Below are 23,338 nucleotides of genomic sequence, written 5' to 3'. Positions count from 1 at the left end.
GTGTTCGTCTCCGCGCGCAGCGACTATGCGCTCCGGGCGATGCTCGCCGTCGCCGCCACCGCCGGTGGCGGCGACGGCGGCGACCGGGTCGGCGAGTTGGTGAAGGCGGCCAGCCTGGCCGAGGTGCAGGACATCCCGCTCAGCTTCCTGCAGGGCATCCTGCTCGACCTGCGCCGGGCCGGTCTGCTGCACAGCCATCGCGGTGCCGACGGCGGGTACGCGCTGACCCGCCCGGCCGACGAGATCACCGTCGGAGACGTGCTGCGCGCGGTCGGGGGCTCGCTCACGACGGTGCGCGGTCTACCGGCCGAGCGGGCCGGCTATCACGGGGTGGCCGCGGGGCTCACCGACGTCTGGCTGGCGGTGCACGGGGCGATCGCCACGGTGGTCGACAGCACCACCCTGGCCGACCTGCTCACCCACGCCCCCACCACGTCTTGAGTCCGCAGGCCGGACCGCCTCCACACCGCGATCTTGCACTTACTGTCCCGGCATAAGGGGCAGGCCCCGTCATATCGACAACCGAAAGTGCAAGATCGGCGCGCGAGAGGCGCGGCCGGGAGCGGCGACGGTGATGTGGTCGGGCCGGTGCCCCTCCCGACCCGACCACATCTCGTACCGATCCTGACCGGGCCTGCCCCTCCGCCGGCGCCGGTAGGCCGGTCGCTGCTCAGCCCACGTGTGCGGTCGCCGGGCCGGGGCCCGGGTCGCCGGGACTGTGCAGCTCCACCAGACCGGCGGGAGCGTTACCCGCCGGGGTGGCGTGCCAGGGTGCGAAGGCCGCAACCATGGCGAGCAACAATCCGGCGAGCGCGACCGCGACCACCAGGATCAGTTCACGCAGTGCGCCCGAGCCGGCTTCGCCCGCCATGGTCACCCCTCCCCGCGCCGGGCCCCCCGCCCGACTTCCCCCGTCGGTCAGCCTCGACCACGACCGGCCGGGGCGCAGTCGGCCAGCCGACCCAGCGGAGGCTGATTACCGACTCAGCAGAGTGAGCCGACCGGCGCGGCCGGCTGACCGGTCGGGCCGCACGGACAGCCGACCGGCCCGGAACACCGCGCAAACGAAACCGACCCGCCCCGCCGAAGCGGAACGGGTCGGTCGACGCGCAGAAGATCAGACGGTACGGGGGCGACGCGGGCGGCGGGAGCGGCCCGACGCGCGGTGCGCCGGCCGGGCGCCACCGTCGGTGGCCGAGCCACCGGAGGTGCGTACCCGAGCGACGGGCGCCGGCGGAGCCACGATGGTCACCGGCACTCCGGACGGCTCGCGGGCACCGGTCACCCGGGCCAGCGCCCCGTCACCCGCGCGCACCTGAACCGACTCGGGCCGGATGCCGGCGGTGGCCATCAGCCGGGACACGTCCCGACGCTGCTCCGGCAGGACCAGGGTGACCACGGAGCCGGACTCGCCGGCCCGGGCGGTACGGCCGCCTCGGTGCAGGTAGTCCTTCGCCTCGGTCGGCGGGTCCACGTTGACCACCATGTCCAGGCCGTCCACGTGGATGCCACGGGCCGCCACGTCGGTGGCGACCAGGGCGGTCACCTGACCGTTGCGGAACTGCTCCAGGATCCGGGTGCGCTGTGGCTGGGACTTGCCGCCGTGCAGCGCGGCCGCGCGTACGCCCTTGGAGAGCAGCTGGCGGGCCAGCCGGTCGGCGCGGTGCTTGGTGCCCATGAACAGGATGGTGCGGCCCTCACGGGCAGCGATCCGGGTCAGCGCGTCGGGCTTGTCCGCGGCGTCGACGTGCAGCACGTGGTGGGTCATCGCGGTGACCGTCGCTGTGCCCGGGTCCACCGAGTGGGTGACCGGGTTGCTCAGGAAGCGGCGGACCAACCGGTCCACGCCGCCGTCCAGGGTCGCGGAGAAGAGCATCCGCTGCCCCCGCGGCGCGACCTGCTCCAGCAGCTTGGTGACCTGGGGCAGGAACCCCATGTCGGCCATCTGGTCGGCCTCGTCGAGCACGGTGATCTCGACCTGGTCGAGCCGGGCGTCGCCACGGTTGATCAGGTCGTGCAGCCGGCCTGGGGTGGCGACGACCACCTCGGTGCCGGCGCGCAGGGCGTCCGCCTGCCGCTGCAACGACAGCCCGCCCACGACGGTGGCGCAGCGCAGCCCGACGGCGCGGGCGTACGGGGCCAGGGCGGTGGTGACCTGCTGGGCCAGTTCGCGGGTCGGCACCAGCACCAGGGCCAGCGGGCGACCCGGCCGCGCCTTACGGCCGGCGGTGCGGGACAGCAGCGGAAGCCCGAAGGCGAGGGTCTTGCCGGAACCGGTACGACCCCGGCCCAGCACGTCCCGGCCGGCGAGCGAGTCGGGCAGCGTCGCCGACTGGATCGGGAACGGCTCGTTGATGCCCTGCGCGGTCAACGCGCTGAGCAGTGCGGGAGCCAGACCGGTATGAGCGAAAGACGGAATAACTGTGGTCATGCGGAGGCCTTTCCTCGACGCGGCACGTGTCGAGGGAGGGCGCCGAAGTCGGCGCTGTCACCAGCGGAAAAAGGCCGCCAGGACTCACAAGCACGAACCGAAAGGGAGTACAGGCCGGCCCGCCGCCGGGCCGTCGCCTGCGTAGGCAGGCGGCGGCGGGGCGGGCCGGTCCCGTCACCGTCACACCCGGAGGGCGCGACAGGTAATGCTGACCGATCCGAAGATCAGAGCGGGCGGATGTTCTCCGCCTGCGGGCCCTTCTGGCCCTGGGTCACCTCGAACTCGACCCGCTGGTTCTCGTCCAGGCTCCGGTAGCCGGAGGACTGGATCGCCGAGAAGTGGGCGAAGACGTCGGCGCCGCCGCCGTCGGGGGTGATGAAGCCGAAGCCCTTGTCAGCGTTGAACCACTTCACGGTGCCAATAGCCATGTGTTTCGTCTCCTTGACGGAACGTCGGTCACGCACTTGTTGCGTGCCCGAAGAGGAGCGCTCCGCGCGGGGATGCGCGAATCGCCTGTCGCTTCTGGTCGCCCCGCCCGGAGAACTCCGGACACAACAAAGAGCGCCTGGGGCCACAATCCCGCCAGGCGCACACAGAGTCTCTGGTAACCAAAACTGCAACCCGTTCAACCTACCACGGTTTTCCCCGCAGTGGTCAACTTCGGGCAGAATCCTCGGGCAACTGGGCGATCATGGCCGTGAGGCCCGTCACATCCAGCAGATCGGCGGGCCGGACGGTCACCCCGTGTCGGACGTAATGGAACGCCGCGCCCACCCGGTCGACCGGCACACCGGCCAGCTCCGCCCAGGCCAGCCGGTACACGGCCAGCTGCACGGCGGCCACCTCGGCCGCCGACCCGGTGGGCTGCGCGCCGGTCTTCCAGTCGACCACGTCGAACCGACCACCCGGCCGCGCGAAGACCGCGTCCATCCGGCCCCGCACCACCACTCCGGCGATCACAGTGGCGAACGGCACCTCCACCTCCACCGGTGACCGGTCGGCCCACTCGCTGGCCAGGAACCGCTCCTGAAGCTCGACCAGAGCCTCGTCGGGTGCGGCGTCGGCGTCGGCCGCGCCGGGCAGCTCGTCCAGGTCCAACAGACGGTCGGCTCCGAAGCGCTGCTCCAACCAGGCGTGGAAGGCGGTGCCTCGACGGGCGTACGGGTTGGGTTCGGTCGGCACCGGGCGACGCAGCGTACGGGCCAGCGCCGCCGGATCGCGCCGCAACGCGACCAGTTGGGTGACGCTCAGCGCCCCGGGCAGAGCCACCTCGACCGCACCGGAGAGCCGGGTCAGCTCGGCGCGCTCCGCCAACAGCAGGTCCGCCTCGCGCTGCCAGCGCGCCACCTCCGGATCCACCTCCGGCTCAACCGGCTCGGCCAGCTCGACCTCCGACCCGTGCGCCGTCACCGGCCCGGCAAGCACCGGCCCGACCGGCCCCGGAAGCGCCGCCGCCGGACCGTCGGCCATCAGGCGACGTACCAGCCCGGCCGCCTCGGCCAACGCCGGCCGGCGACCGCCCAGCGGGTCGGCCGGCCACTCCGCGCGAAGCACCACCTCGGCCGTGGGGTTCGTCGCGTCGGGGGTCGGCTCCGGCGCCCACGCGTCGATCAGGTGCCCCGGCCCGCCGTCGAGGCAGGCGTCGTACATCTCACGCAGGAAGACCGACGGACCCCGCGGTCGCTTCGTGCCCTCCCCCCACCAGTAGCCGGAGCAGAGCAGCAGCCGGCGCGGCCGGGTCACCGCCACGTACGTCAGCCGGCGTTCCTCCCGCTCGTCGTGGGCCCGCCACGCGTCGGTGAAGTCGGTCACCGCCCGCGCCACGGCCCGCTGGTCCTCCGCCTCGTCGAGCGCCAGCTCCGGCAGCCCGTCGGCGTCGCCGCGCAGCGGGAACGGCAGCACGCCCAGCCCACCCAGCCAGTGGTCGGAGTTGCGCACCGGCCCCGGCCACAGCCCACGACTGAGCCCGGCCACCGCCACCACGTCCCACTCCAGGCCCTTGGCCGCGTGCGCGGTGACCACCTGCACCGCGCCGTCCACCACCTCGACCTCACCCGGCGCGAGACCACGCTCCTCGTCCTCGGCGGCGGCCAGGTAGGACAGGAAGCCGGACAGGGTCGCGCCGGGCGTCTCCCCGCTGAACCGCGCCGCCACGTCGCCGAGCGCGTCCAGATGCCCCCGGGCCAGGCCCGCGTCGCCGGCGCCGTCCCGGCCGGCCCGCACCGCGACCTCCACGTCCAGGCCGATGGTCCGCTCGATGTCCGCGATAAGGTCCGGCAGCGCCTGGTCCAGTCGGTAGCGCAGCAGCGCCAACTCCCGGCCGTACGCGCGCAGCCGCGCGAAACCCTCCGCCGAGTACGCCTGCGCCGGCCCGAGGTCGGCCAACGCCTCCACCAGGGTCGCCTCGTCCAACAGGTCGGGGCTGATCTCGGCGGCGTCGTCGTCGGCGGCCACCTGTCGCCGGGCGTTCGCGATGGCCCGAGCCCGTCGGTGCAACGCCACCAGGTCACGCGGCCCGATCCGCCAACGGGCGCCGGTGAGCAACCGCAGCAGCGCCGCGCCATCTGTCGGGTCGGCCAGCACCCGCAGCGTGCACACCACGTCGCGTACCTCGGGGGTGTCCAGCAGGCCACCCAGCCCGACCACCTCGACCGGAAGGCCCCGCGCACGCAGCGCCGACTCGATCGCCGGGATCTGGCTGCGGACCCGGACCAGCACGGCGGTCGTCGGGCGCTGCGCCACCGGGATGTGCTCCGGGGCCGCGCCCGGCATCCCGGCCGCCCCGCGCCAGGCTGCGAGCACGCTGTCGGCGATCCAGTCGGCCTCGTCGGCGTACGTGGGCAGCATCGCGCAGTGCACCGTGCCGCCGGCCGCACCGCTCGGGCTGCGGTGCGGGATCGGGTCCCGGACGGTCAGCGCGGAGCGCAGCTCCGGAACCCGGGCACCCGCCGCCCGCAGCGGGGTGGAGAGCGCGTTCGCCACCCGGAGGATCTCCGGTCGGTTGCGCCAACTCGTGGTGAGCCCCAGCGCCGGGGCCGGCTCACCGTTGGCGCGGGCGAACTCGGTGGGGAACCGGTCCAGGGTGCCCGCGCTGGCCCCCCTCCAGCCGTAGATCGACTGGCACGGGTCGCCCACCGCGGTCACCGGGTGCCCACCGCCGAACAGGGCGTTGAGCAACACCACCTGGGCGTGGCTGGTGTCCTGGTACTCGTCGAGCAGCACCACCCGGAAGCGGTCCCGCTCGATCACACCGACCCCCGGGTGGTCCCGGGCCACCCGGGCCGCCCGGGCGAGCTGGTCGGCGAAGTCCATCGCCTCGAAGTCCTCCTTGCGCCGGGCGTACGCCCGCACCAGCGGCAACAGGCGCAACCGGGTCTGCTGGAGGCCGAGTGCCTTGCGCACGTCGGCGTACACCCGACCCGGCCGGGACTGCACCTCGGCGAAGAACCGACCGGTCCAGGCCGCCAGGTCGTCCGGCGCGACCAGATGCTCGTCCAACTCCCCGGCGAGCGCCAGCACCGCGTCGGTGATGGTGCTCGGCATCCGGTCCACCTCGGACATGTCGCCGTCGTAGTTGCGCACCAGCAGGTCGACCAACTGCCAGCGGGACGCCTCGGTGAGCAGCCGGGTGGACGGCTCGTAGCCGGCCCGCAGCCCGTGCTCGGTGACGATCCGCCCCGCGTACGAGTGGTAGGTGGAGACGGTGGGCTCGCCCGCGAGCGGATCGTCCAGCGGGTCCCGTCCCTGCCGGCCGAGGCGGCGGATCAGCTGGTCGAGCCGGGCCCGTACGCGATGGGCCAGCTCGCCGGCCGCCTTGCGGGTGAAGGTCAACCCGAGGATCTGCTCCGGCCGCACGTACGAGTTGGCCACCAGCCAGACCACCCGCGCGGCCATCGTCTCGGTCTTGCCCGACCCGGCGCCCGCGACCACCAGCAGCGGCTCCACCGGGGCGGCGATGATCGCGGCCTGCTCCCGGGTGGGCGCCGGCAACCGCAGCAGCTTGGCCAGCTCCACAGGCGTGTACCGGGGGCCGGAGTCCGCGAGCCGGGGCGTCGGCGCGGGACCCGCGCCGAACAGGGTGGGCTGACTCACCGTGCCGTCTCGGTTCCCAACACCGGCGCACTCCTTGCCCTCACGGGTGCCGTCCCAGGTCGTGACTGGGCTCGCAAGATCACTCCTCACCCTCACGGGCGCGCCGGACGGTGGGCGGCTCGACGACCTGGCGGCCCTGCCCGGAGACCGGGCAGCTGGTGCGCACCGGGCAGACCCGGCACTTCGAGTTGGCCACCGCGGCGAACGTGGCGGCTGCCATCGTATCGGCGGTCCGCCGGACCAGCGCGGTCGCCCAACCGGCCGCCGGCCCCTCGCTGGCCGCCGGCTGGTTCTGCTCCCTGGCGTCCTTGGCGGTGGTCCCGAGCTGCACCAGCGCGGCACCCCCGGACTCGTCACCGAACTCGGCGAACGCCCCCGCCTCCACCGCCGCCTGGTAGGCGCCGAGCTGTGGGTGTTCCGCCAGGTCGCTGCCGGTGACAGCTGTGGACTTGCCGGTCTTCAGGTCGATCACCACGAGCCGCCCGGCCTCGTCGACCTCCAGCCGGTCGACCCGACCGGTCAGGTCGACGGGCCGATTCGGATCATCCAGGCGGACGGCGAACTCGTGCTCGATCGCGAGCAACCGACGCGGGTTGGTGGCCAGCCAGCGCAGCAACTTGTCGACCATCGCCTCGGCGCGTTCCCGCTCCGGCCCGGCCATCCACCGGGCCGCCAGCTCGATCGCGTCGAACCGGGCCGCCACGTAGTCGAGCAGCGCGCCGCGGTCGGCACTGGCGTCCTCGGCGAGCATCGCGGCAGCGTGCACCAAGTTGCCGACTCCCTGCGCGGTGCTGGTCGGGCCGCTGCCGCCATGCCGTTCCAGCAGCCAGCGGAGGCTGCACCGCAGGGCGCTCTCCATGGCCGACGGGGTGACCCGCACCGGGTCTCCGTCGTCGACGAGCGGCCGGTCGTCGGAGAGCACCCGCAACCCCCACCAGTCGTCGGGGTGCGCGCCGGGCACCCCGGCGGCGGCGAGCCGGGCGAGTTCGGCCGCCGCGGCGCGCCGCCGGGCCGCCGGGGCGGCCGGGTCGGTGATGGCGGTACGCAGTTCCGCGACCAACGCCGGCAGGGTGAGCGCCCGAGGTGGACGGGTCACCGGCAGTGCCCCGGGGCGGTCCGGCTCCTCATCACCGGTCTCGCCCGCAGCACCGCCTCCGGTGCCGCCCGAGGACGGCTCGCTGCGTGGACCGGGCGGCGGGCCGGGCGCTGTCGGCGGCGTGGGCGGGGGGCCGGGCGTGCTCGGCGGCGTGGGCGGGGTGCTCGGCGGCGTGGGCGGGGTGCTCGGGCCCAGCTCGTGCAGGAACCGGCTCGGCTGCTCCTCGTGATCGTCACCGCCGACGGCGGCCGACGCCACGGCGCTGACCAGCAGTCGGTGCCGGGCCCGGCTGATGGCGACGTGGAAGAGCCGACGCTCCTCGTCCAGCAACGCTGAGGTCTGACCCACCACGTTCGCCGCTGTCGCGCCGTCGACCGACCGGCCGGCCAGCACGTCGACCAGTCGCTCGGAGCCGAGCAGGCTGCCGCGTAGTCGCAGGTCCGGCCAGATGCCCTCCTGTACGCCGGCCACCGCGACGAGATCCCATTCCAGGCCCTTCGCGGCGTGCGCGGTGAGCAGGCGTACCGCCGCACCCCGGTCGGCGGTCGGCGCGATGGTGTCGGCCGGCAGGTCCTGGGCGAGCACGTGGTCGAGGAAGACCTCGGCGCGCGCGCCCGGCAGCCGGTCGGTGAACCGGGCCGCCGCGTCGAAGAGGACCAGCACGGCGTCCAGGTCGCGGTCGGCGGCCTCGGCCCGCCGCCGCCGGGCCAGGTCGCCCTCGCCGGCCTCCGGGCGCCCCTGGTTGATCGCGCCGGCCCACCGCTCGGCGAGACCACTGGCGTGCCAGACGGCCCAGAGCACGTCCTCGGCGGTCGAACCCGGCCGGGCGGCGGCTTCGCGTGCGATGGCCAGCAGCCCGGCCACCGCCTGCGCCGGCTCCGCCCAGCGCCGCTCGATGCCCGCCAACTCCTCCGGGTCCTGCAACGCCTCGACGATCAGCTCCCCGGAGGGGCGTCGGTCACCGCCGGCCAACGCGAGCGCGCGCAGGCCCTGCCGCAGCCGCCGCTCGGCCAGCGGGTCGGCCCCGCCCAGTGACGAGTGCAGCAGTGCGACGGCCGCCTCCTCGTCGAGTCGTTCCGGCTCCAAGGCGCAGCGCAGCAGGAGCAGCAGCGGCGCGACCGCCGGTTGCAGGTGCAGGGGCAGATCCTCCCCGTGCACCACAGTGGGTACGCCGGCGGCGTGCAGGGCCCGTCGCAGGGTGGGCAGCTGCAACGCGGTCGACCGCACCAGCACCGCCATCCGCGACCAGGGCACGCCGTCGAGCAGGTGAGCCGAACGCAGCGCGTGGGCCAACCAGGCGGCCTCGCTGGTCGCCGAGCGGAACGTGTGCACCTCGACCACGCCGGGCGGCGCGTCCGGCAGGGGGTGCAGCCGGCGGTGCGCGGCCGGACCCCGCAGCCGGCGACCCAGCCGGGCGATCGCCGCGAGCAGATCCGGCCCGGCACGGTACGACGTGGTCAGCAGCACCTGCGCGGCCGGCGCGCCGGAAGCCGTCCGGAAGCGGTGCGGGAACATCGCCACCCCGGCCGGATCGGCGCCCCGGAAGGCGTACGTGGAGGAATCCGGGTCGGCGAACGCGACCAGGGACTTGCCCCCGCCCGCGATGACCGAGAGCAACTCCAGTTGGGCGGGGTCGGTGTCGGCCAACTCGTCGAGGTAGACGTGGGCGAGGCGGCGGCGCTCGGCGGCCAGCAACTCCTCGTCGTCGCGCAGCAGCCCGGTGGCCGCCCGGACCAGCTCCGCCGGGTCGTACGCGATGGAGCCTCGGTTGCTGACGTCGCGCAGCGCGAGCACTGCGACGTACTCCCGGAGGAAGCGGGCGGCGGCCGGCCAGTCGGCGCGGCCTAGCTTCTCACCCAGCCGGGCCAGGTCGATCGGGCCCACGCCGCGTTCGGCGGCGCGCATGAGCAGGTCGCGCAGCTGGCCGGCGAACGCCCGGGTCCGTAGGGCGGGGCGCAGGTCGGTCGGCCAGCCGATCGGGTCGTCCTCGGGCTCCTCGCCCACCACGTCCAGCAGCTCACGGATGATCAGATCCTGCTCGGGGCCGGTGAGCAGCCGGGGCGACGGTTCGCCCCGCTCGGCGGCGGCGCGGCGGAGCAACCCGAAGGCGTACGCCGGGAAGGTGCGCACCAGCGGCTCGCGCAGCACCCGGTGGCCGTCCTGCGCGATCCGGGCCTCGATGCGCTGCCGCAGCGCGGTGGCGCCTCGGCGGCCGAAGGTCAGCACGAGGATCCGTTCGGGGTCGACCCCCTCGGCCACCCGGGCGGCGACCGCCTCGACAAGCGTGCTGGTCTTGCCGGTGCCCGGGCCTCCGAGCACGAGCATCGGCCCGTCGGTGTGCCCGACCACCTCGGCCTGCACCCGATCGACCCGCCAGCCGCTGCCGCCGACCGCCGGCGCGGGCCCGGCCACGCCGTCGGGCCCACCCGCCGCGCCGACAACGCCCCCAGACGTGCCGCCGCTGCCAGGCACGGAAGCACGGTCAGGCGTCCCCCCGCCCTCCCGCGCCGGCCCTCCGGGCCGCCGCACCAACCGGTACGCCTGCATCAGCTCATCCCATCAGACCCATACGACACCCACCCCAAACCCCAACCCCAACCCCACCACCGCACCCCATCCACCCCCGCCGATCATGAAGTTAGCGGCGCGACACGCCGACAGCGACGTCGCCAACTCCATGATCAACCCGGAAGAGGCGGGGGGGCTGGGGTGGGGGTTAGGTTAGGTGGGATTCCAGGACGTTCAGGGCCTCTTGGACGGTGGTGGTGACCGTCAGGAGGTCGCGGCCGGCGGGCTTCAGGAAGGTCTGGTCGGCCAGCGTGTCCAGCCAGTCCAGCAGGGGGCGGTAGAACCCGTCGGTGTCGATCAGCACCATCGGCTTGGTGTGCAGGGCGAGGGTGGCGGTGGTCCAGACCTCGAACAACTCGTCCAGGGTGCCCAGCCCACCGGGCAGGGTGAGGAAGGCATCCGACTTGTCGATCATCAGGGTCTTGCGGCTGGCCATCGAGTCGGTCACCAGCAGCTCGTCCGAGGCCAGGTCGGCGACCTCCAGATCGACGAGCGACTGCGGGATCACGCCGACGGTGCGCCCACCGGCGGATCGGGCGCCGTCCGCCAGCGCGCCCATCATGCCGACACAGCCACCACCGCTGACCAGCGTGTGCCCGCGCCGGGCAAGCTCCGCGCCAGTCTCGGCGGCCAGGTCCAACCAGCGCTGATCGAGGGTACGAGAGGAGGCGCAGAAGACGCAGATCGCCGCCATCAGTCGTGATCCCGGGGCTGCTCGGCGGCCTGTTCGGCGGCGGCCTGCTGGGCTGCGCCGGTGCGGGCGACGGCTTCTTCCCGGACCGCCTCCTGCTCGGCGGAGAGCGCGGCCTCCGCCTCGACGATGTACTTGACCGCCTCGTTGACGTCGTCGGTGAGGCAGATGAGGTCAAGGTCGACCGGCCCGATCTTGCCGGTGGCGGCCATCGTGTCGCGCAGCCAGTCCAGCAGGCCCTGCCAGTAGGCGACCCCCATGAGCACCACCGGGAACCGGGTGACCTTGCCGGTCTGCACCAGGGTGAGCGCCTCGAACAGCTCGTCCATGGTGCCGAACCCACCGGGCAGCACGACGAACGCCTGGGCGTACTTGACGAACATCGTCTTGCGGGCGAAGAAGTAGCGGAAGTCGATGGCCAGGTCGACCCACTCGTTGATGCCCTGCTCGAACGGAAGCTCGATGCCGAGCCCCACGGAGAGCCCACCGGCCTCGCTGGCGCCGCGGTTGGCGGCCTCCATCACTCCGGGCCCACCTCCGGTGATCACCGCGTAGCCGGCTCGGGCCAGCGCGCCGGCCAACCGCTCGGCCAACTGACACTCGACGCTGTCCGGCGCGCTGCGCGCGGAGCCGAAGACGCTGACCGCCGACGGCACGTCGGCGAGGGTGTCGAAACCCTCGACGAACTCGGCGAGGATGCGCAGCGCGCGCCAGGCGTCCTTGCTCTTCCAGTCGCCCCGCCCCCGCGAATCCAGCAACCGCTGGTCCGCGGTGCTGCTCGGGATCGACCCCCTGCGAAGGGTGACCGCACCGCGATGACGCTCCTGTCCCGGGCCGCGACCGGCCTCCCGCCCGTTGCTCTGGCTCATGGGCCAACCGTAGTGGAGCAGCACCGGCCGGGTACGCGGGGCGCAGACGCCGAGAAATAGTTCGGGATCATGGGCAACTATTCGGCGCTCCCGTACGTCTTACTATTCACATACCGGGTATGCCCCGGCGCGCGCCTTCGGGGGAGGAGACAGCGTGATCAGCAACAGCGAGATGATCCGGATTCGTCGCCAGATGCAGCGACGGATCCAAGACGTGGTGGCCGAGCGCCGCCGCACCCGCCAGCAGAACCCAACCCCCACCTCCCCCACACCTTCCGGAGCCGATCAAGAGGTTTGCGTCGCCGACAACGGGCCAGGCTGACGCAAACCTCTTGATCACCGACGGGCGCGGGAGCCGGGGTTAGGCCGGGGCCAGCCAGCGGTGCAGGGTTGCCGCACCGTCGCGGATCTTGCTGATCTCGACGTGCTCGTCGGGGTGGTGGGCGAGGTTCGGGTCGCCCGGCCCGAAGTTCAGCGCGGGGATGCCCATCGCCGCGAACCGGGCCACATCCGTCCAGCCCAGCTTGCCGATCGGCGCGGCGCCGACCGCCGCCAGGAACTCCTTCGCGGGAGCCGCGTCGAGCCCGGGCGCGGCACCGGCAGCCGTGTCGGTGACTGTCACCTCGAAGCCGGCGAACACCTCACGCAGGTGCGCCTCCGCCTCGGCCGGGGTGCGATCCGGGGCGAACCGGTAGTTGACCTCGACCTGACAGAGATCGGGGACCACGTTGCCGGCCACCCCGCCGTTGATCCGGACCGCGTTCATGCCCTCGCGGTAGTCGCAGCCGTCGATGGTGACCCGGCGCGCCTCGTACGTCTGGAGACGTCGCAGCACCTCACCGGCGGCGTGGATGGCGTTCACCCCGTGCCAGGAGCGCGCCGAGTGGGCGCGTACGCCGGTCGTGGTGACCACCGAGCGCATGGTGCCCTGGCAGCCCGCCTCGACGATGCCGTACGTCGGCTCCAGCAGCACCGCGAAGTCCGCCTGCAACCACTCCGGGAACGCCTGGGCGACGAGGTTGAGGCCGTTGTACCGGGACTCGATCTCCTCGGCCTCGTAGAAAAAGTACGTCACGTCGTAGCGCGGCTCGGGCAGCGTCACCGCCAGGTGCAGCGCGTACGCGGTGCCGGACTTCATGTCGGAGGTGCCGCAGCCGTACATCAGGTCGCCGCGCATGGTCGACGGGAAGTTGTTGTTCAGCGGCACCGTGTCGAGGTGCCCGGCCAACACGACGCGCTGCGACCGACCGAGGTCGGTGCGCGCCATCACCGTGTTGCCGTGCCGGTGGGTGGTCAGGTGCGGTACGCCCCGCAGCACCTCTTCGACACAGTCGGCGATGGCCTTCTCGTTGAGGGACACGGACTCTATGTCGACAAGTGCGCGGGTCAGCTGCACCGGATCGGCGAGGACCTCGGGGGTCAGCGGGTTCTCCATGGTTCGCACGGTACCTTCAGGTCTGTCAGCGCGAGGAGCGAGCCGAGGTCAGCCCGGCCGTGACCGAGAGGTGTAACAGTGACGTCCGGAGATTCCGCCTGGGGCATCGGCCTGGCTACGGTCACCGCCGACGAGCAGGTGCTCGATACCTGGTACCCGACCGGCAAGCTGGGCCTGGGCGAGCTGCCGCTGGTCACCGGCGAGGACAAGGCGGACGTGCTCGACCTGCCACCGGCCGCGCTCGGCGACCGGCCCCTGCCCGGTCTGCGTACCGTGCAGGTGGTCACCGTGATCGGCTCGCTGGACGACCCGATCAAGGACGCGTCCGACGCGTACCTCCGGTTGCATCTGCTGTCGCACCGCCTGGTCCGACCCAACCAGCTCAACCTGGACGGCATCTTCGGCAAGCTGGCCAACGTGGCCTGGACGTCCGCCGGGCCGTGCCCCCCGGAGCGGGTGGACGAGCTGCGGGTGATCGAGCGGGCCGCCGGCCGGCACCTGGCGGTGTACGGGGTCGACAAGTTCCCCCGGATGACCGACTACGTGGTGCCCTCCGGTGTGCGGATCGCCGACGCCGACCGGGTGCGCCTCGGCGCTCACCTGGCCGCCGGCACCACAGTGATGCACGAGGGTTTCGTGAACTTCAACGCCGGCACCGTCGGCACCTCGATGGTCGAGGGGCGGATCGTGCAGGGCGTGCTGGTCGGCGACGGCTCCGACATCGGCGGCGGGGCCTCCATCATGGGCACCCTCTCCGGCGGCGGCACCGACAAGATCAGCATCGGCGAGCGGAGCCTGGTCGGCGCGAACGCCGGCGTCGGGATCTCGCTCGGCGACGACTGTGTGGTCGAGGCCGGCTGCTACATCACCGCCGCGTCGAAGATCACGCTCCCCGACGGTCGGGTGGTCAAGGCCCGGGAGCTGTCCGGTGTCGACGGCCTGTTGTTCTGGCGCAACTCGGTCACCGGCGGGCTGGAGGCGCGGCCGCGCACCGGTCGGGGCATCGAACTGAACGCCGCCCTGCACGCCAACGACTGACGGACCCGCCGGGTCCGCGGCGTTCGGCCGCGGACCCGGACGGGGTACGCCTCAGCGCAACCGGTACGCCTGGATGATCCGTTGGGTCACCGTGTTGCCGGCGGTGTCCCGGGCACTGGCCCGCAGCGACACGTAGCCGGTGCCGGCCGGGTGCCGCAACAGGGCCGACCAGCCGTCGGCGGAGGTGCGGACCAGCTTGGCCTTGCTCCAGGTCTTCCCGCCGTCGTACGAGACGTCGACAGCGAGCTTCTCCACCCGGGTGGCCGCCGATTCGGGCTGCCGCTGCACCCGCACGGGGACGACGAAGCCCTGACCGGCCGGGGCGCTGTTGTCCACCCGCAAGGGCGGCGCGAAGCGGATCGCCGACAGGGGCAGTCGGGCCGGCGTGTCACCGGCGACGTGCCTCGACCGGAAGGTCCAGCTGGACTCCACGGCGGTGCTCAGGTCGGTGAAGCTTCGCTTCGACGACGTGACGAGCCGGTAGTCCGCAGCACCCGGTGGCACTGTGAACTCCCCGTAGCCGGCGTACTCGCTCTCGCCGACCAGCTTGCCGTTGCGCCAGAGCTTGGTGTGCTCACTGTCGCTCAGCGAGAAGCCCGGGTGCCCGGCCGCGTCGCTGAAGATCGGCACGTCGGCCAGGATGGTGTCGCCGACCCGACTGACGCTCTGGTTCGGCCAGCGCGGCTTCGGGAAGGACGGTCCGTACGGCGCCTGGTTCCAGATCTCCTGCACCGTCCGCCCGGCCCGGTACGCGGTGGGGGTGGAGAAGAGCGCTGCCTTCGGATTCAACCACCCTTCCTCGTCCACCGTTCCGAAGTCGACCTCGGATTCCCACTTCACACCCGTGGTGTTGTAGTACTCCACCCGCTGGCCGGGCACGACGGTGGGCAGCACCAGCGCGGAATAGCCGACGTTGTACTCCAGCTCGGGGAACACGAGCCGCTCGGCCTCCATGCCCGGGTAGCCACCGCGGAACTGGTGCACGACGGTGGCCAGGTCCCGTCGGGCGTAGTCGCGGACGAAGCCGGTGGGCATCCGGCCGGGGATCGCTTCGGCCAGCGCGTACAGGTACGGGCTGTTGGCCGGGTCCGGCTTGGTCCAGTTGCTGCTGACGGTGGCGACGAACTTGTCGGCGGAGACCGGCTTGCCGAGCTGACCGCTGGCCAGGCCGGTGAACGTTTCCGCCCAGAGCCCGACGCCGTATCCGCTGCCGTCATCGGCGGTGAAGTTGCCGCTGAGGTCGATCAGTTGCGGGACGGCGGTCCGGTCCGGCACGGTCGTCCGTACCGGCTTGGCCCGGCGGGCGTCCACGACGATCCGGGTGTCCCGATCGAGGGTCAGTTCGGGCTGCATCAGCATGGACATGCCGCGCTGCTCATCTTCCGGTCCGGGCTCGAAGACGAGGCCGCTCAGGCCGTAGTGCCCCTTGGGCACCCGCACGGTGGCCACCCCGTCGGAGCTGACGACGTCCCAGAAGCCGTAGGTGTCCATCCCGACCAGGGAGCTCCAGTGGTCCGCGGTGCGCTCGCCGGCGCGGTTCAGGTGCTCCACGGTCAGCGTGTAGCTCTCCACCTCCCGGTGCACGGCGAGCGGGGTGACAGCGACGGCAGTCCCGGATCGGGCCACGATCCGCCCGGTCCAGTAACCGTCGGCGTCGCCGAGCCGGGTGTCCGCGGTGACGGTCGTGGCGGCCGTGCCACCCGCCGGCACGGTGAGTTGGTTGGCGCCCAACTGGAACAGGCCGGCCGGTAGCGCGCGACCGCCGGGGCCAGCGCCCTCGACGCTCAGGTCCACGGTGACCGCGGCCGGACCGTCGTTGCGCCAGGTCACCGTGCGGGTGATCGGGGCGTCGTCGGTGTGCGGCCAGAGCGTACGCCCGAACGAGACGCTCACCGGGTCGGTGCTGACCTGCTGGGTGATCGCGTGGGCGACGTCGACCCGCCCGGCTCCCTGCTGGTAGGCGGTCTGGTCCGGGTGCGGCTTGGCGGCGGCCATCAGGGTGGCCTTGAGCCGGTCGGCCCGCCATCCCGGGTGCTGCTGGGCCAGCAGCGCTGCCGACCCGGCCACGTGCGGGGTGGCCATCGAGGTGCCGGAAAGCGTGACGTAGCGGTCGTCCACCGGATCACCGATGTAGCCGTTGGCGGACCGGGCGGCGACGATGTCGACGCCGGGCGCGGTGATGTCCGGCTTCAGCGCGTCGTCGCCGACCCGCGGGCCCCGGCTGGAGAATTCGGCCAGTTCGTCGTCGCGGTCGACAGCGCCCACGGCGAGCCCGGCGTCGGCGGTGGCCGGGGAGCCGACCGAGCCGTCCATGCCGTCGTTGCCGGCCGCGAGGACGAAGAGGGTGCCGGTCTGAGCGGTCAGGCTCTGCACCGCCTCCTCCAGCGGGTCGACCTCCGGGGTGTCCCAGCCGCTGAGGCTCATGTTGACCACGGCGGCCTTCTTCTCCACCGCGGCCCACTGCATGCCCGCGAGGATCGCCGAATCGGAGCAGCCGGTGTCCTCACAGACCTTGCCGTCCAGCAGCGTCGCGTCCGGCGCCACACCCCGGTACTTGCCGCCTGCGGCAGCGCCGCTGCCCGCGATGGTCGAGGCCACGTGGGTGCCGTGGCCGACCATGTCCCGAGCGTCGGCGACCTCGGTGAAGTTGCGCGCCTCGGCCACCTTGCCGGCCAGGTCCGGGTGGGTCGCGTCGACGCCGGTGTCCAGCACCGCGACGGACACTCCCGCGCCGGTGAACCCGGCCGCCCAGGCGGCGGGCGCGCCGATCTGCGGCACGCTGTGGTCGAGCGTCACCCGTCGACGGCCGTCCAGCCAGATCCGCTCGACGCCCCCCGCCGCGTCGAGCCGAGCCCCGGCGGGACCGGTGGTGGTGACCGTCTCCCAGACCGCGCCGAGGGAAGACTTGTCGCTGTTCAGTGCGGCACCACGAATCGCCGGCAGGTCGCGGGTCACCCGCGTGCCGGGCAGAGCGGCCGGGGCACGCCGGGCGGCACCCGTCGAGCCGTACGCCGCCAGCAGCGGCAGGGTGTCACGGCGGGCGTCGTCGTAACCCGCCTCGACCAGCCCGGTGACGTCGAAGAGTCGCCGGTCCACCCGGCCCGAGCGCAGCAACGGCAGCGCGTCCGTCGGTGTCACCGAGAGGCGACCGCGGTCACGCTGGACCAGGAACCGCACGTCCTCGCGGCCGGTGCCGGGCCGGACGGAGGCGCCGGAAGCGGTGACGGTGACCCGGTCACCGGTGATCAGCGTGACGGTGGTCGAGCGGTTGGCGATGGGTCCACCCGCAATGGTCTGGTGACCGGTGCCGCCGGGTGGGGCGGGCGCCGCAGCCGTGGCTGAGGCGGGAGCCGGCGCGGAGAGCGCCAGCGCGAACACGAGGCCGAGGGCGGCCAATCTTTTTCCCTGGTGCAACGGATCCTCCTCGTCAAGCGTCTTCATGGATGGGGGTCACATTGACAACCCAGAATTGCATACTCGGTATGCAAAATGAAGGCCGAAAGATGACGAACCCGCCACGAGCCGACGAACCGGGCCGGCATGATCGGGTCGTGACCTCCATGAAGGACAAGATGCTCGCCGGCGAGCCATACATCGCCGACGATCCTGCTATCGTCGCCGACCTGGAGCAGGCCGCCCGGCTGATGGAACGCTTCAACACAAGTCCCGCAGCCGACCCCCGGGCCCGGATCGCGGCACTGCGTGAACTCCTCGGCGAACTGGGCGAGGGCACCTGGATCCGCCCACCGTTCTACTGCGACTACGGCTGGCAGATCCGCATCGGCCCGCGCAGCTTCGTCAACTACAACGCGGTCTTCCTCGACGTTGGTCGGATCACCCTCGGCGCGGACGTCCAGGTCGGCCCGAACGTGCAGCTGCTCACCCCGACGCATCCGGTCGAGCCCGGCCCACGACGGGACAAGTGGGAGGCGGCCAAGCCGATCACCATCGGCGACAACGTGTGGCTCGGCGGTGGCGCGATCGTGCTGGCCGGCGTGACGATCGGCGCGAACACCGTCGTCGGCGCGGGCGCGGTGGTCACCCGGGACCTGCCCGCCAACGTGGTCGCGGTCGGCAACCCGGCCCGACCGGTCCGTCAACTCGACTAACGGTCAGCGGCCAGCTGTCAGGCCGCCGGGGGCTCCGACAGGCGGACCACCAGGTCAGCCCGCCCGGCGGTGGGGGTGATCAGGGCCGCGTTGGACTCGTCGCTGCCCAGCGCCCACGCCCGCGCCTGCTCCGGAGACCGACCGAACGCCTCGTGTCGGGCGGTCAGCCGGCGGTGCCGCACCTCGGCGTCCAGGTCGAGGAACCACGCCTCGTGCAGCAGCGGTCGGATCTCCTGCCAGGGGAAATCCTCCAACAGCAGGTAGTTGCCCTCGGTCACCACCAGCCGGACCGACGGCAGCACCTCGATCGCGCCGGCCACCGGCTCCTCCAGCTCCCGCCGGAACTCCGGCGCGTAGACCGACGTCGGCTCCAACCGGCGCAACCGGCGCAGCAGCGAGACGTACCCGTTGGCATCGAAGGTGTCCACAGCGCCCTTGCGGTCGGCGCGGCCCAGACGGGCCAGCTGCGACTGCGCCAGGTGGAAGCCGTCCATCGGCACCAGGCAGGCGGCCGACCCGACCTCGGCGACGATCCGCGCAGCCAGGGTGGACTTCCCCGCGCCCGGCGCACCGGCGATGCCGAGCAGCTGTCGCGAGCCGGCCTCGGCAAGCGCCAACGCCCGTTCCACCAACTCGTCGACGGACAGCACCCGGGCCGGCGGCATCAGCCCAGAACCGGGTCGCTGATGGTGAACCGCGCCTGCACCGCCGCCTGCACGGTCTGCGGCTGCGGGTCCAGCTCAAGCTCCGGCGGACCACCGCCCGCTCCACCGCCACTGGCGAACGCCGCACGGGCGAACATCGGCCGGTCGGCGGGGCCCGCATCGGCCAGCTCGATCAACGAGGTGACCCGGGCGCCCAGCGCCTCCGCGTACTCCCGGGCTCGCAGCAGCGCCTCGCTGATCGCGGCGTGCCGGGCCGCACGATGGGCGGGGCTGTCCGGACGAAGCTCCCACCACGGGCCGGCCACCTCGACCTGGTCCTGGTCGGCGAGCCGGAGCATCAGCTCACCCAACGCGGTGAAGTCGGTGACGGTGACTGTGGTGGTGACACTGCCGTGCCAGGCGACCACCCGCTCACCCGAGCGCCGGGTCTCCGGTCGCACGCGCAGGTCGCCGGTCTCCCGCCGCGCCACCGCCGGCCCGGAGCCGTCCAGCAGGACCCGGACCGCCGCGGCCCGCTCGGCCAACCGGGTCAGCGTCGCCTCCCGGTCCCGGTCGCGGGCCGTCGCGGTGACCGCGAACCGGGCCAGCTCGGGCGGCACCTCCCGGTACGCCTCGCCGCGTACCTGCACCACCGGACCGTCCACCACCATGCCCCTCAGCCTAGTCAGCGACGAGGCGCCGCGCCGTGTAGGAGACCGTGTCCGCGTCGACGCGCAGGCCGGTCAGGTGGCCGCCGGCCACCCCCAACTCACGCAGCCAGGACACCTCCGCGGCGTGGTCACCGCCGGCCGGGAACTGCCGGTCGTACGCATCGAACCGCCGGTCGCGCAGTGCCGCGCGGGCGGCCCGCGCCTCGTCGTACCGGGCGGTGAGCGCCGGGGCGTCGTCGGCGCGCAGCGCGGCCGCCAGGTCGTCCAGGAAGACGGTGACCTCGGCCAGCTCACGGAGCACCAGGTCCCGATTGCCGAGCAGCATGTTGGCGGTCCGATCGGCGGGGGTTCCGGCCACCCGGGTCCCGTCGGAGAAGCTGCCGGCGGCGAGCGCGAGGATCGCGTCGCGCAGCGGCGCGCGCTGCACGGCGCCGGCCAGCGCGCCGGCGAGCAGGTGCGGCACGTGTGAGGCGAGTGCGGCGGCCGAGTCGTGCTCCGTGGCGGACATCGGCACCACCCGGGCCTCGAACACCTCCACCAGCAGCTCGGCCAGCCAACGGAACGAGGTGGTGGACGGCCCAGGTGCTGGACAGAGCACCCAGGCCGCTCCGGTGAGCAGGTCCGGCCGTGCGGCCGTCAAGCCCGACCGGTCGGTGCCCGCCATCGGGTGGCCGGGCACGAACCGATGCGTCAGCCCCTGCGCGGCGGCGAACGCCGTCACCTGCTCCTTGGTGCTACCGACGTCGGTCAGCACACACCGGTCACCGGTCATCGCCGCCACCTCGACAAGCGTCGCCGGCAGGGTGGGCAACGGCCCGCACAGGAAGACCACGTCCCGGTCGGCCACGGCCTCGACCAGCCGATCCGGCGCGGGTACGCCCGCTCGTCGGGTCTCCCGCCGGGTGGCCTCGTCCGGGTCCCACCCGATCACGTCGATGCCGGCGTCGTACATCCGGAGCAGCACCGAGCCACCGATCAGGCCGGTGCCGACCACCGCCGCCCGCACCCGCGCGCCTGGCCTGTCCACCATCCGCACACCTCGATGTTCCTGCTGGGGTGCGGGGCCGCGACGGCCCCGACCAGGTCCGCGGCCGAGGATAGCGTTCAAGGGCCACAGGCTCCCGCCCGCTGCGCCGACCCGACCGCGTTCCGCCAGGTCAGCGGCGGACGCCGTCCGGGCGGTCGGCCGTCGGGCTCGACCGCCGGACCGCGATCAGGCGAGGCGCGCGGCGACGGCGGCGATGTGCTCGTCGGACTCGGTCAGGGCGACCCGGACATGCTGCCCGGCCGTGGGGCCGTAGAAGACGCCGGCGGCGACCAGGATGCCGCGTCGGGCCAGCCAGTCGACCGTCTGCCAGCAGTCCTCACCCCGGGTCAGCCAGAGGTAGAGGCCCGCCTCGGAGTGCTCGACGGTGAACCCGGCAGCGGTGAACGCCGCGCGGAGCACCTCCCGCCGGGCGCGGTAACGCTCCCGCTGTTCCTCGGCGTGTCGCTCGTCCTCCAAGGCGGCCACCATGGCCGCCTGCACCGGCGCGGGCACGATCATGCCGGCGTGCTTGCGGACCTTGAGCAGCTCGGCGACGAGCGCCGGGTCGCCGGCGACGAAGCCGGCCCGGTAGCCGGCGAGGTTGGACCGCTTGGAGAGCGAGTGCACGGCGAGCACCCCGGCATAGCTGCCCCCACTGACCTGCGGAGACAGCACCGAAATTGGCTCGGCCGACCAGCCCAGTGGCAGGTAGCACTCGTCGCTCGCGACCACCGCGCCACGTTCGCGGGCCCAGTCGACCACCTTGCGCAGGTGCGCCGCGGGCAACACCCGGCCGGTCGGGTTGCCGGGCGAGTTGACCCAGACCAACCGGACCCGCGGGGTCGGCCCGAGCGAGGTGAGCGAGTCGGTACGGACGACTGTGGCGCCGGCCAGCCGGGCGCCATCCTCGTAGGTGGGGTACGCGATCGACGGCACCACCACCACGTCACCCGGGCCGATGCCGAGCAGCGTGGGCAGCCAGGCCACCAGCTCCTTAGAGCCGATGGTCGGCAGCACACCGAGACCGTCGACGCCAGCGCCACAGGCTCGGGACACCCACGCCGCGATCGCGGCCCGCAGCGCCGGGGTGCCGGCGGTCAGCGGGTAACCGGGGGCATCGGACGCGTCAGCCAACGCCCGCCGGATCACCTCCGGCACCGGGTCGACAGGCGTACCCATGGAGAGGTTGATCAGGCCCTCCGGATGCGCCGCGGCCAGCGTGGCCGCGGCGTCCAGGGTGTCCCAGGTGAACTCGGGCAGCCGCGACGAGACCGGCGCGGGCCGGTTCAGTTGCCCTCGCCGCGCGGCGGCTGCGCGGCGACGAAGGTGGCGTCCTTCTCCACCTTGCCGATCTTCGAGGCGCCACCGGGCGAGCCCAGGTCCTCGAAGAACTCGTAGTTCGCGCCTGTGTAGTCCTTCCACTGCTCCGGGACGTCGTCCTCGTAGAAGATCGCCTCCACGGGGCAGACGGGCTCACAGGCACCACAGTCGACGCACTCGTCGGGGTGGATGTAGAGCATCCGATTGCCCTCGTAAATGCAGTCGACCGGGCACTCCTCGATGCATGCCTTGTCGAGCACATCTACGCACGGCTCGGCGATGATGTAGGTCACCGGTCTTCTCCTCCGCAAGACTCGCCGCGATCTCCCGCGACGGTAAGAGCCTAGTATCTCGCCGGGGAGGGGGTCGATCGTGCTCCGACAGCAGGATGTGGGACACCGGATCGTGGTCCGCCGGATTGTGGGGATTCGCGAGGGCCGCCCACTATTCTCCGATGCTCTGGGCGAGCTGGTGGAGCTGAGCGAGACTCATCTCACGCTGGCCACCGCGCAGGGACAGCTACGGGTCCCGGTGGCGCAGGTCCACCGCGCCAAGCGCGTACCGCCGACCCGTCGGCCGACCGCCGCCGCTGTCGTGGCGCTGGAGCGGGCAGCCGACGAGGCCTGGCCGGCACCGACCCGGGGTCGGCTCGGTGACTGGTTGCTCCGGTCGGCCGAGGGCTGGACCGGGCGCGCCAACTCGGCGCTGCCGATCGGCGACCCGGACCGACCGCTGGCCGCAGCGGTCGACGCGGTGCAGCGCTGGTACGCCGAACTGGGCCAACCCGCGTTGATCAACACGCCGCTGCCCCTCGCCGCACCGGTCGGCGCCGAACTGGACGCCCGCGGCTGGAGCACCCGCCCACCGACGCTGGTGCAGATCGCGCCGCTACCCCTGCTGACGTCGACACCCGGCAGCGCTCCGGCCGGCGGGCAGGGCAACGCGGTCGTCGAGCTGGCCACCGCGCCCAGCGACGAGTGGCTGGCCATCGCCGCCGGCCGCAAGGGCGGCCTGCCGGATGCCGCCCGGCACGTGCTCACCGCCGTGGACCAGGTCCGCTTCGCCCACGTGTACGCCGACAACGCTCTGGTGGCAGTCGGCCGCGGCACAGTGACCGGCCAGGGGCGCTGGCTGGGCCTGAGCCTTGTCGAAGTACTACCGACGGCCCGCCGACAAGGGCTGGCCAGCCGCGTGATCCACGAACTCGCCAGCTGGGGCGCGGCCGGCGGGGCGACGCACGCGTTCCTCCAGGTCGAGCAGCGCAACGCGGCGGCGGTCGCGCTCTACCAGCGGCTCGGTCTCGTCACCCACCACACCTACCTGACCCGGGTCGCCCCAAACTGAGAT

19 protein-coding genes are annotated in these 23,338 nt (G+C 73.0%); 5 read left to right on the top strand and 14 right to left on the bottom strand.

Features of this window, described 5'->3' with window-relative positions; all coding sequences use genetic code 11:
• Window positions 1-441 (top strand): RrF2 family transcriptional regulator, encoded by a 441-nt coding sequence (locus tag IW248_RS30260; protein ID WP_196929633.1) that lies wholly within the window; start codon window positions 1-3, stop codon window positions 439-441.
• A 229-nt stretch (window positions 442-670) separates the two neighbouring features.
• Here the strand turns inward: IW248_RS30260 and IW248_RS30255 are convergent, their stop codons facing one another.
• The 7 genes from IW248_RS30255 to IW248_RS30225 all read right to left on the bottom strand — a co-directional run bounded on the left by IW248_RS30255 (window position 671) and on the right by IW248_RS30225 (window position 11,747).
• Window positions 671-871: a hypothetical protein gene (locus tag IW248_RS30255; RefSeq protein WP_196929632.1), complete on the bottom strand. Its 201-nt coding sequence runs from the start codon at window positions 869-871 to the stop codon at window positions 671-673.
• Between the two features lie 246 nt (window positions 872-1,117).
• Window positions 1,118-2,431 (bottom strand): DEAD/DEAH box helicase, encoded by a 1,314-nt coding sequence (locus IW248_RS30250; RefSeq protein WP_196929631.1) that lies wholly within the window; start codon window positions 2,429-2,431, stop codon window positions 1,118-1,120.
• A 224-nt stretch (window positions 2,432-2,655) separates the two neighbouring features.
• Window positions 2,656-2,859, bottom strand: a complete 204-nt coding sequence (gene cspE / locus IW248_RS30245; protein ID WP_007464836.1) for a transcription antiterminator/RNA stability regulator CspE — start codon at window positions 2,857-2,859, stop codon at window positions 2,656-2,658.
• 226 nt (window positions 2,860-3,085) lie between these two features.
• Window positions 3,086-6,523: an ATP-dependent helicase gene (locus tag IW248_RS30240; RefSeq protein WP_196929630.1), complete on the bottom strand. Its 3,438-nt coding sequence runs from the start codon at window positions 6,521-6,523 to the stop codon at window positions 3,086-3,088.
• A 79-nt stretch (window positions 6,524-6,602) separates the two neighbouring features.
• On the bottom strand, window positions 6,603-10,166 hold the full coding sequence (locus IW248_RS30235; RefSeq protein WP_196929629.1) for an ATP-dependent helicase: 3,564 nt from the start codon (window positions 10,164-10,166) through the stop codon (window positions 6,603-6,605).
• Between the two features lie 169 nt (window positions 10,167-10,335).
• Window positions 10,336-10,881, bottom strand: coding sequence for an LOG family protein (locus IW248_RS30230; RefSeq protein WP_124817817.1), 546 nt, complete (start codon window positions 10,879-10,881; stop codon window positions 10,336-10,338).
• The gene (locus IW248_RS30225) at window positions 10,881-11,747 is read right to left on the bottom strand and encodes an LOG family protein (protein WP_196929628.1); all 867 of its coding nucleotides are present in this window, start codon (window positions 11,745-11,747) and stop codon (window positions 10,881-10,883) included. The genes IW248_RS30230 and IW248_RS30225 overlap by 1 nt, the downstream gene beginning before the upstream one ends.
• A 154-nt stretch (window positions 11,748-11,901) precedes the next feature.
• Here IW248_RS30225 and IW248_RS30220 point away from each other — a divergent pair, with 154 nt between their 5' ends.
• Complete coding sequence (locus tag IW248_RS30220) at window positions 11,902-12,069, top strand: hypothetical protein (protein WP_196930473.1); 168 nt, start codon at window positions 11,902-11,904, stop codon at window positions 12,067-12,069.
• A 39-nt stretch (window positions 12,070-12,108) separates the two neighbouring features.
• On the opposite strand, the gene dapE is transcribed toward IW248_RS30220, so the two are convergent.
• Entirely contained in the window at window positions 12,109-13,182 is a 1,074-nt protein-coding gene (gene dapE / locus IW248_RS30215; protein ID WP_196929627.1) for a succinyl-diaminopimelate desuccinylase, read from the bottom strand.
• A 78-nt stretch (window positions 13,183-13,260) separates the two neighbouring features.
• Between dapE and dapD the strand changes: the two genes are divergently transcribed.
• The gene (gene dapD, locus IW248_RS30210; RefSeq protein WP_124817822.1) at window positions 13,261-14,220 is read left to right on the top strand and encodes a 2,3,4,5-tetrahydropyridine-2,6-dicarboxylate N-succinyltransferase; all 960 of its coding nucleotides are present in this window, start codon (window positions 13,261-13,263) and stop codon (window positions 14,218-14,220) included.
• 51 nt (window positions 14,221-14,271) lie between these two features.
• Here the strand turns inward: dapD and IW248_RS30205 are convergent, their stop codons facing one another.
• On the bottom strand, window positions 14,272-17,661 hold the full coding sequence (locus IW248_RS30205) for a S8 family serine peptidase (RefSeq protein WP_196929626.1): 3,390 nt from the start codon (window positions 17,659-17,661) through the stop codon (window positions 14,272-14,274).
• Between the two features lie 110 nt (window positions 17,662-17,771).
• Between IW248_RS30205 and IW248_RS30200 the strand changes: the two genes are divergently transcribed.
• On the top strand, window positions 17,772-18,329 hold the full coding sequence (locus IW248_RS30200) for a sugar O-acetyltransferase (RefSeq protein ID WP_124817825.1): 558 nt from the start codon (window positions 17,772-17,774) through the stop codon (window positions 18,327-18,329).
• A gap of 17 nt (window positions 18,330-18,346) precedes the next feature.
• On the opposite strand, the gene IW248_RS30195 is transcribed toward IW248_RS30200, so the two are convergent.
• The 5 genes from IW248_RS30195 to fdxA all read right to left on the bottom strand — a co-directional run bounded on the left by IW248_RS30195 (window position 18,347) and on the right by fdxA (window position 22,284).
• Window positions 18,347-18,994, bottom strand: a complete 648-nt coding sequence (locus IW248_RS30195) for a nucleoside/nucleotide kinase family protein (RefSeq protein ID WP_196929625.1) — start codon at window positions 18,992-18,994, stop codon at window positions 18,347-18,349.
• Window positions 18,994-19,641 (bottom strand): SIMPL domain-containing protein, encoded by a 648-nt coding sequence (locus IW248_RS30190; protein WP_196930423.1) that lies wholly within the window; start codon window positions 19,639-19,641, stop codon window positions 18,994-18,996. The genes IW248_RS30195 and IW248_RS30190 overlap by 1 nt, the downstream gene beginning before the upstream one ends.
• Before the next feature lie 13 nt (window positions 19,642-19,654).
• Window positions 19,655-20,674, bottom strand: a complete 1,020-nt coding sequence (locus IW248_RS30185; protein WP_196929624.1) for a prephenate dehydrogenase — start codon at window positions 20,672-20,674, stop codon at window positions 19,655-19,657.
• 183 nt (window positions 20,675-20,857) lie between these two features.
• Entirely contained in the window at window positions 20,858-21,961 is a 1,104-nt protein-coding gene (gene dapC / locus IW248_RS30180) for a succinyldiaminopimelate transaminase (protein WP_269155263.1), read from the bottom strand.
• A complete protein-coding gene (gene fdxA / locus IW248_RS30175) occupies window positions 21,958-22,284 on the bottom strand; it encodes a ferredoxin (protein WP_196929623.1) in 327 nt (108 codons plus the stop codon). The genes dapC and fdxA overlap by 4 nt, the downstream gene beginning before the upstream one ends.
• 79 nt (window positions 22,285-22,363) lie before the next feature.
• On the opposite strand from fdxA, the gene IW248_RS30170 reads away from it, so the two are divergent.
• Window positions 22,364-23,335 carry a GNAT family N-acetyltransferase gene (locus IW248_RS30170; protein ID WP_196929622.1) on the top strand — a complete coding sequence of 324 codons (972 nt, stop codon included), beginning with the start codon at window positions 22,364-22,366 and terminating at the stop codon, window positions 23,333-23,335.
• The last annotated feature ends 3 nt before the right edge of the window (window positions 23,336-23,338 follow it).

This window comes from Micromonospora ureilytica, assembly GCF_015751765.1.
Lineage (GTDB): Bacteria > Actinomycetota > Actinomycetes > Mycobacteriales > Micromonosporaceae > Micromonospora > Micromonospora ureilytica.
The sequence above is the reverse complement of the archived record's forward strand: the minus strand, read 5'-3'. Positions and strand labels throughout refer to the sequence as shown.

What these genes read in the sequence shown, in the direction of transcription:
- IW248_RS30230 (WP_124817817.1), bottom strand. Translation starts at nt 10,881, where the DNA reads ATGGCGGCGATCTGCGTCTTCTGCGCCTCCTCTCGTACCCTCGATCAG.
- IW248_RS30225 (WP_196929628.1), bottom strand. Translation starts at nt 11,747, where the DNA reads ATGAGCCAGAGCAACGGGCGGGAGGCCGGTCGCGGCCCGGGACAGGAG.
- cspE (WP_007464836.1), bottom strand. Translation starts at nt 2,859, where the DNA reads ATGGCTATTGGCACCGTGAAGTGGTTCAACGCTGACAAGGGCTTCGGC.
- IW248_RS30255 (WP_196929632.1), bottom strand. Translation starts at nt 871, where the DNA reads ATGGCGGGCGAAGCCGGCTCGGGCGCACTGCGTGAACTGATCCTGGTG.
- IW248_RS30205 (WP_196929626.1), bottom strand. Translation starts at nt 17,661, where the DNA reads ATGAAGACGCTTGACGAGGAGGATCCGTTGCACCAGGGAAAAAGATTG.
- IW248_RS30195 (WP_196929625.1), bottom strand. Translation starts at nt 18,994, where the DNA reads ATGCCGCCGGCCCGGGTGCTGTCCGTCGACGAGTTGGTGGAACGGGCG.
- dapE (WP_196929627.1), bottom strand. Translation starts at nt 13,182, where the DNA reads ATGGAGAACCCGCTGACCCCCGAGGTCCTCGCCGATCCGGTGCAGCTG.
- IW248_RS30235 (WP_196929629.1), bottom strand. Translation starts at nt 10,166, where the DNA reads ATGCAGGCGTACCGGTTGGTGCGGCGGCCCGGAGGGCCGGCGCGGGAG.
- IW248_RS30250 (WP_196929631.1), bottom strand. Translation starts at nt 2,431, where the DNA reads ATGACCACAGTTATTCCGTCTTTCGCTCATACCGGTCTGGCTCCCGCA.
- IW248_RS30185 (WP_196929624.1), bottom strand. Translation starts at nt 20,674, where the DNA reads ATGGTGGACAGGCCAGGCGCGCGGGTGCGGGCGGCGGTGGTCGGCACC.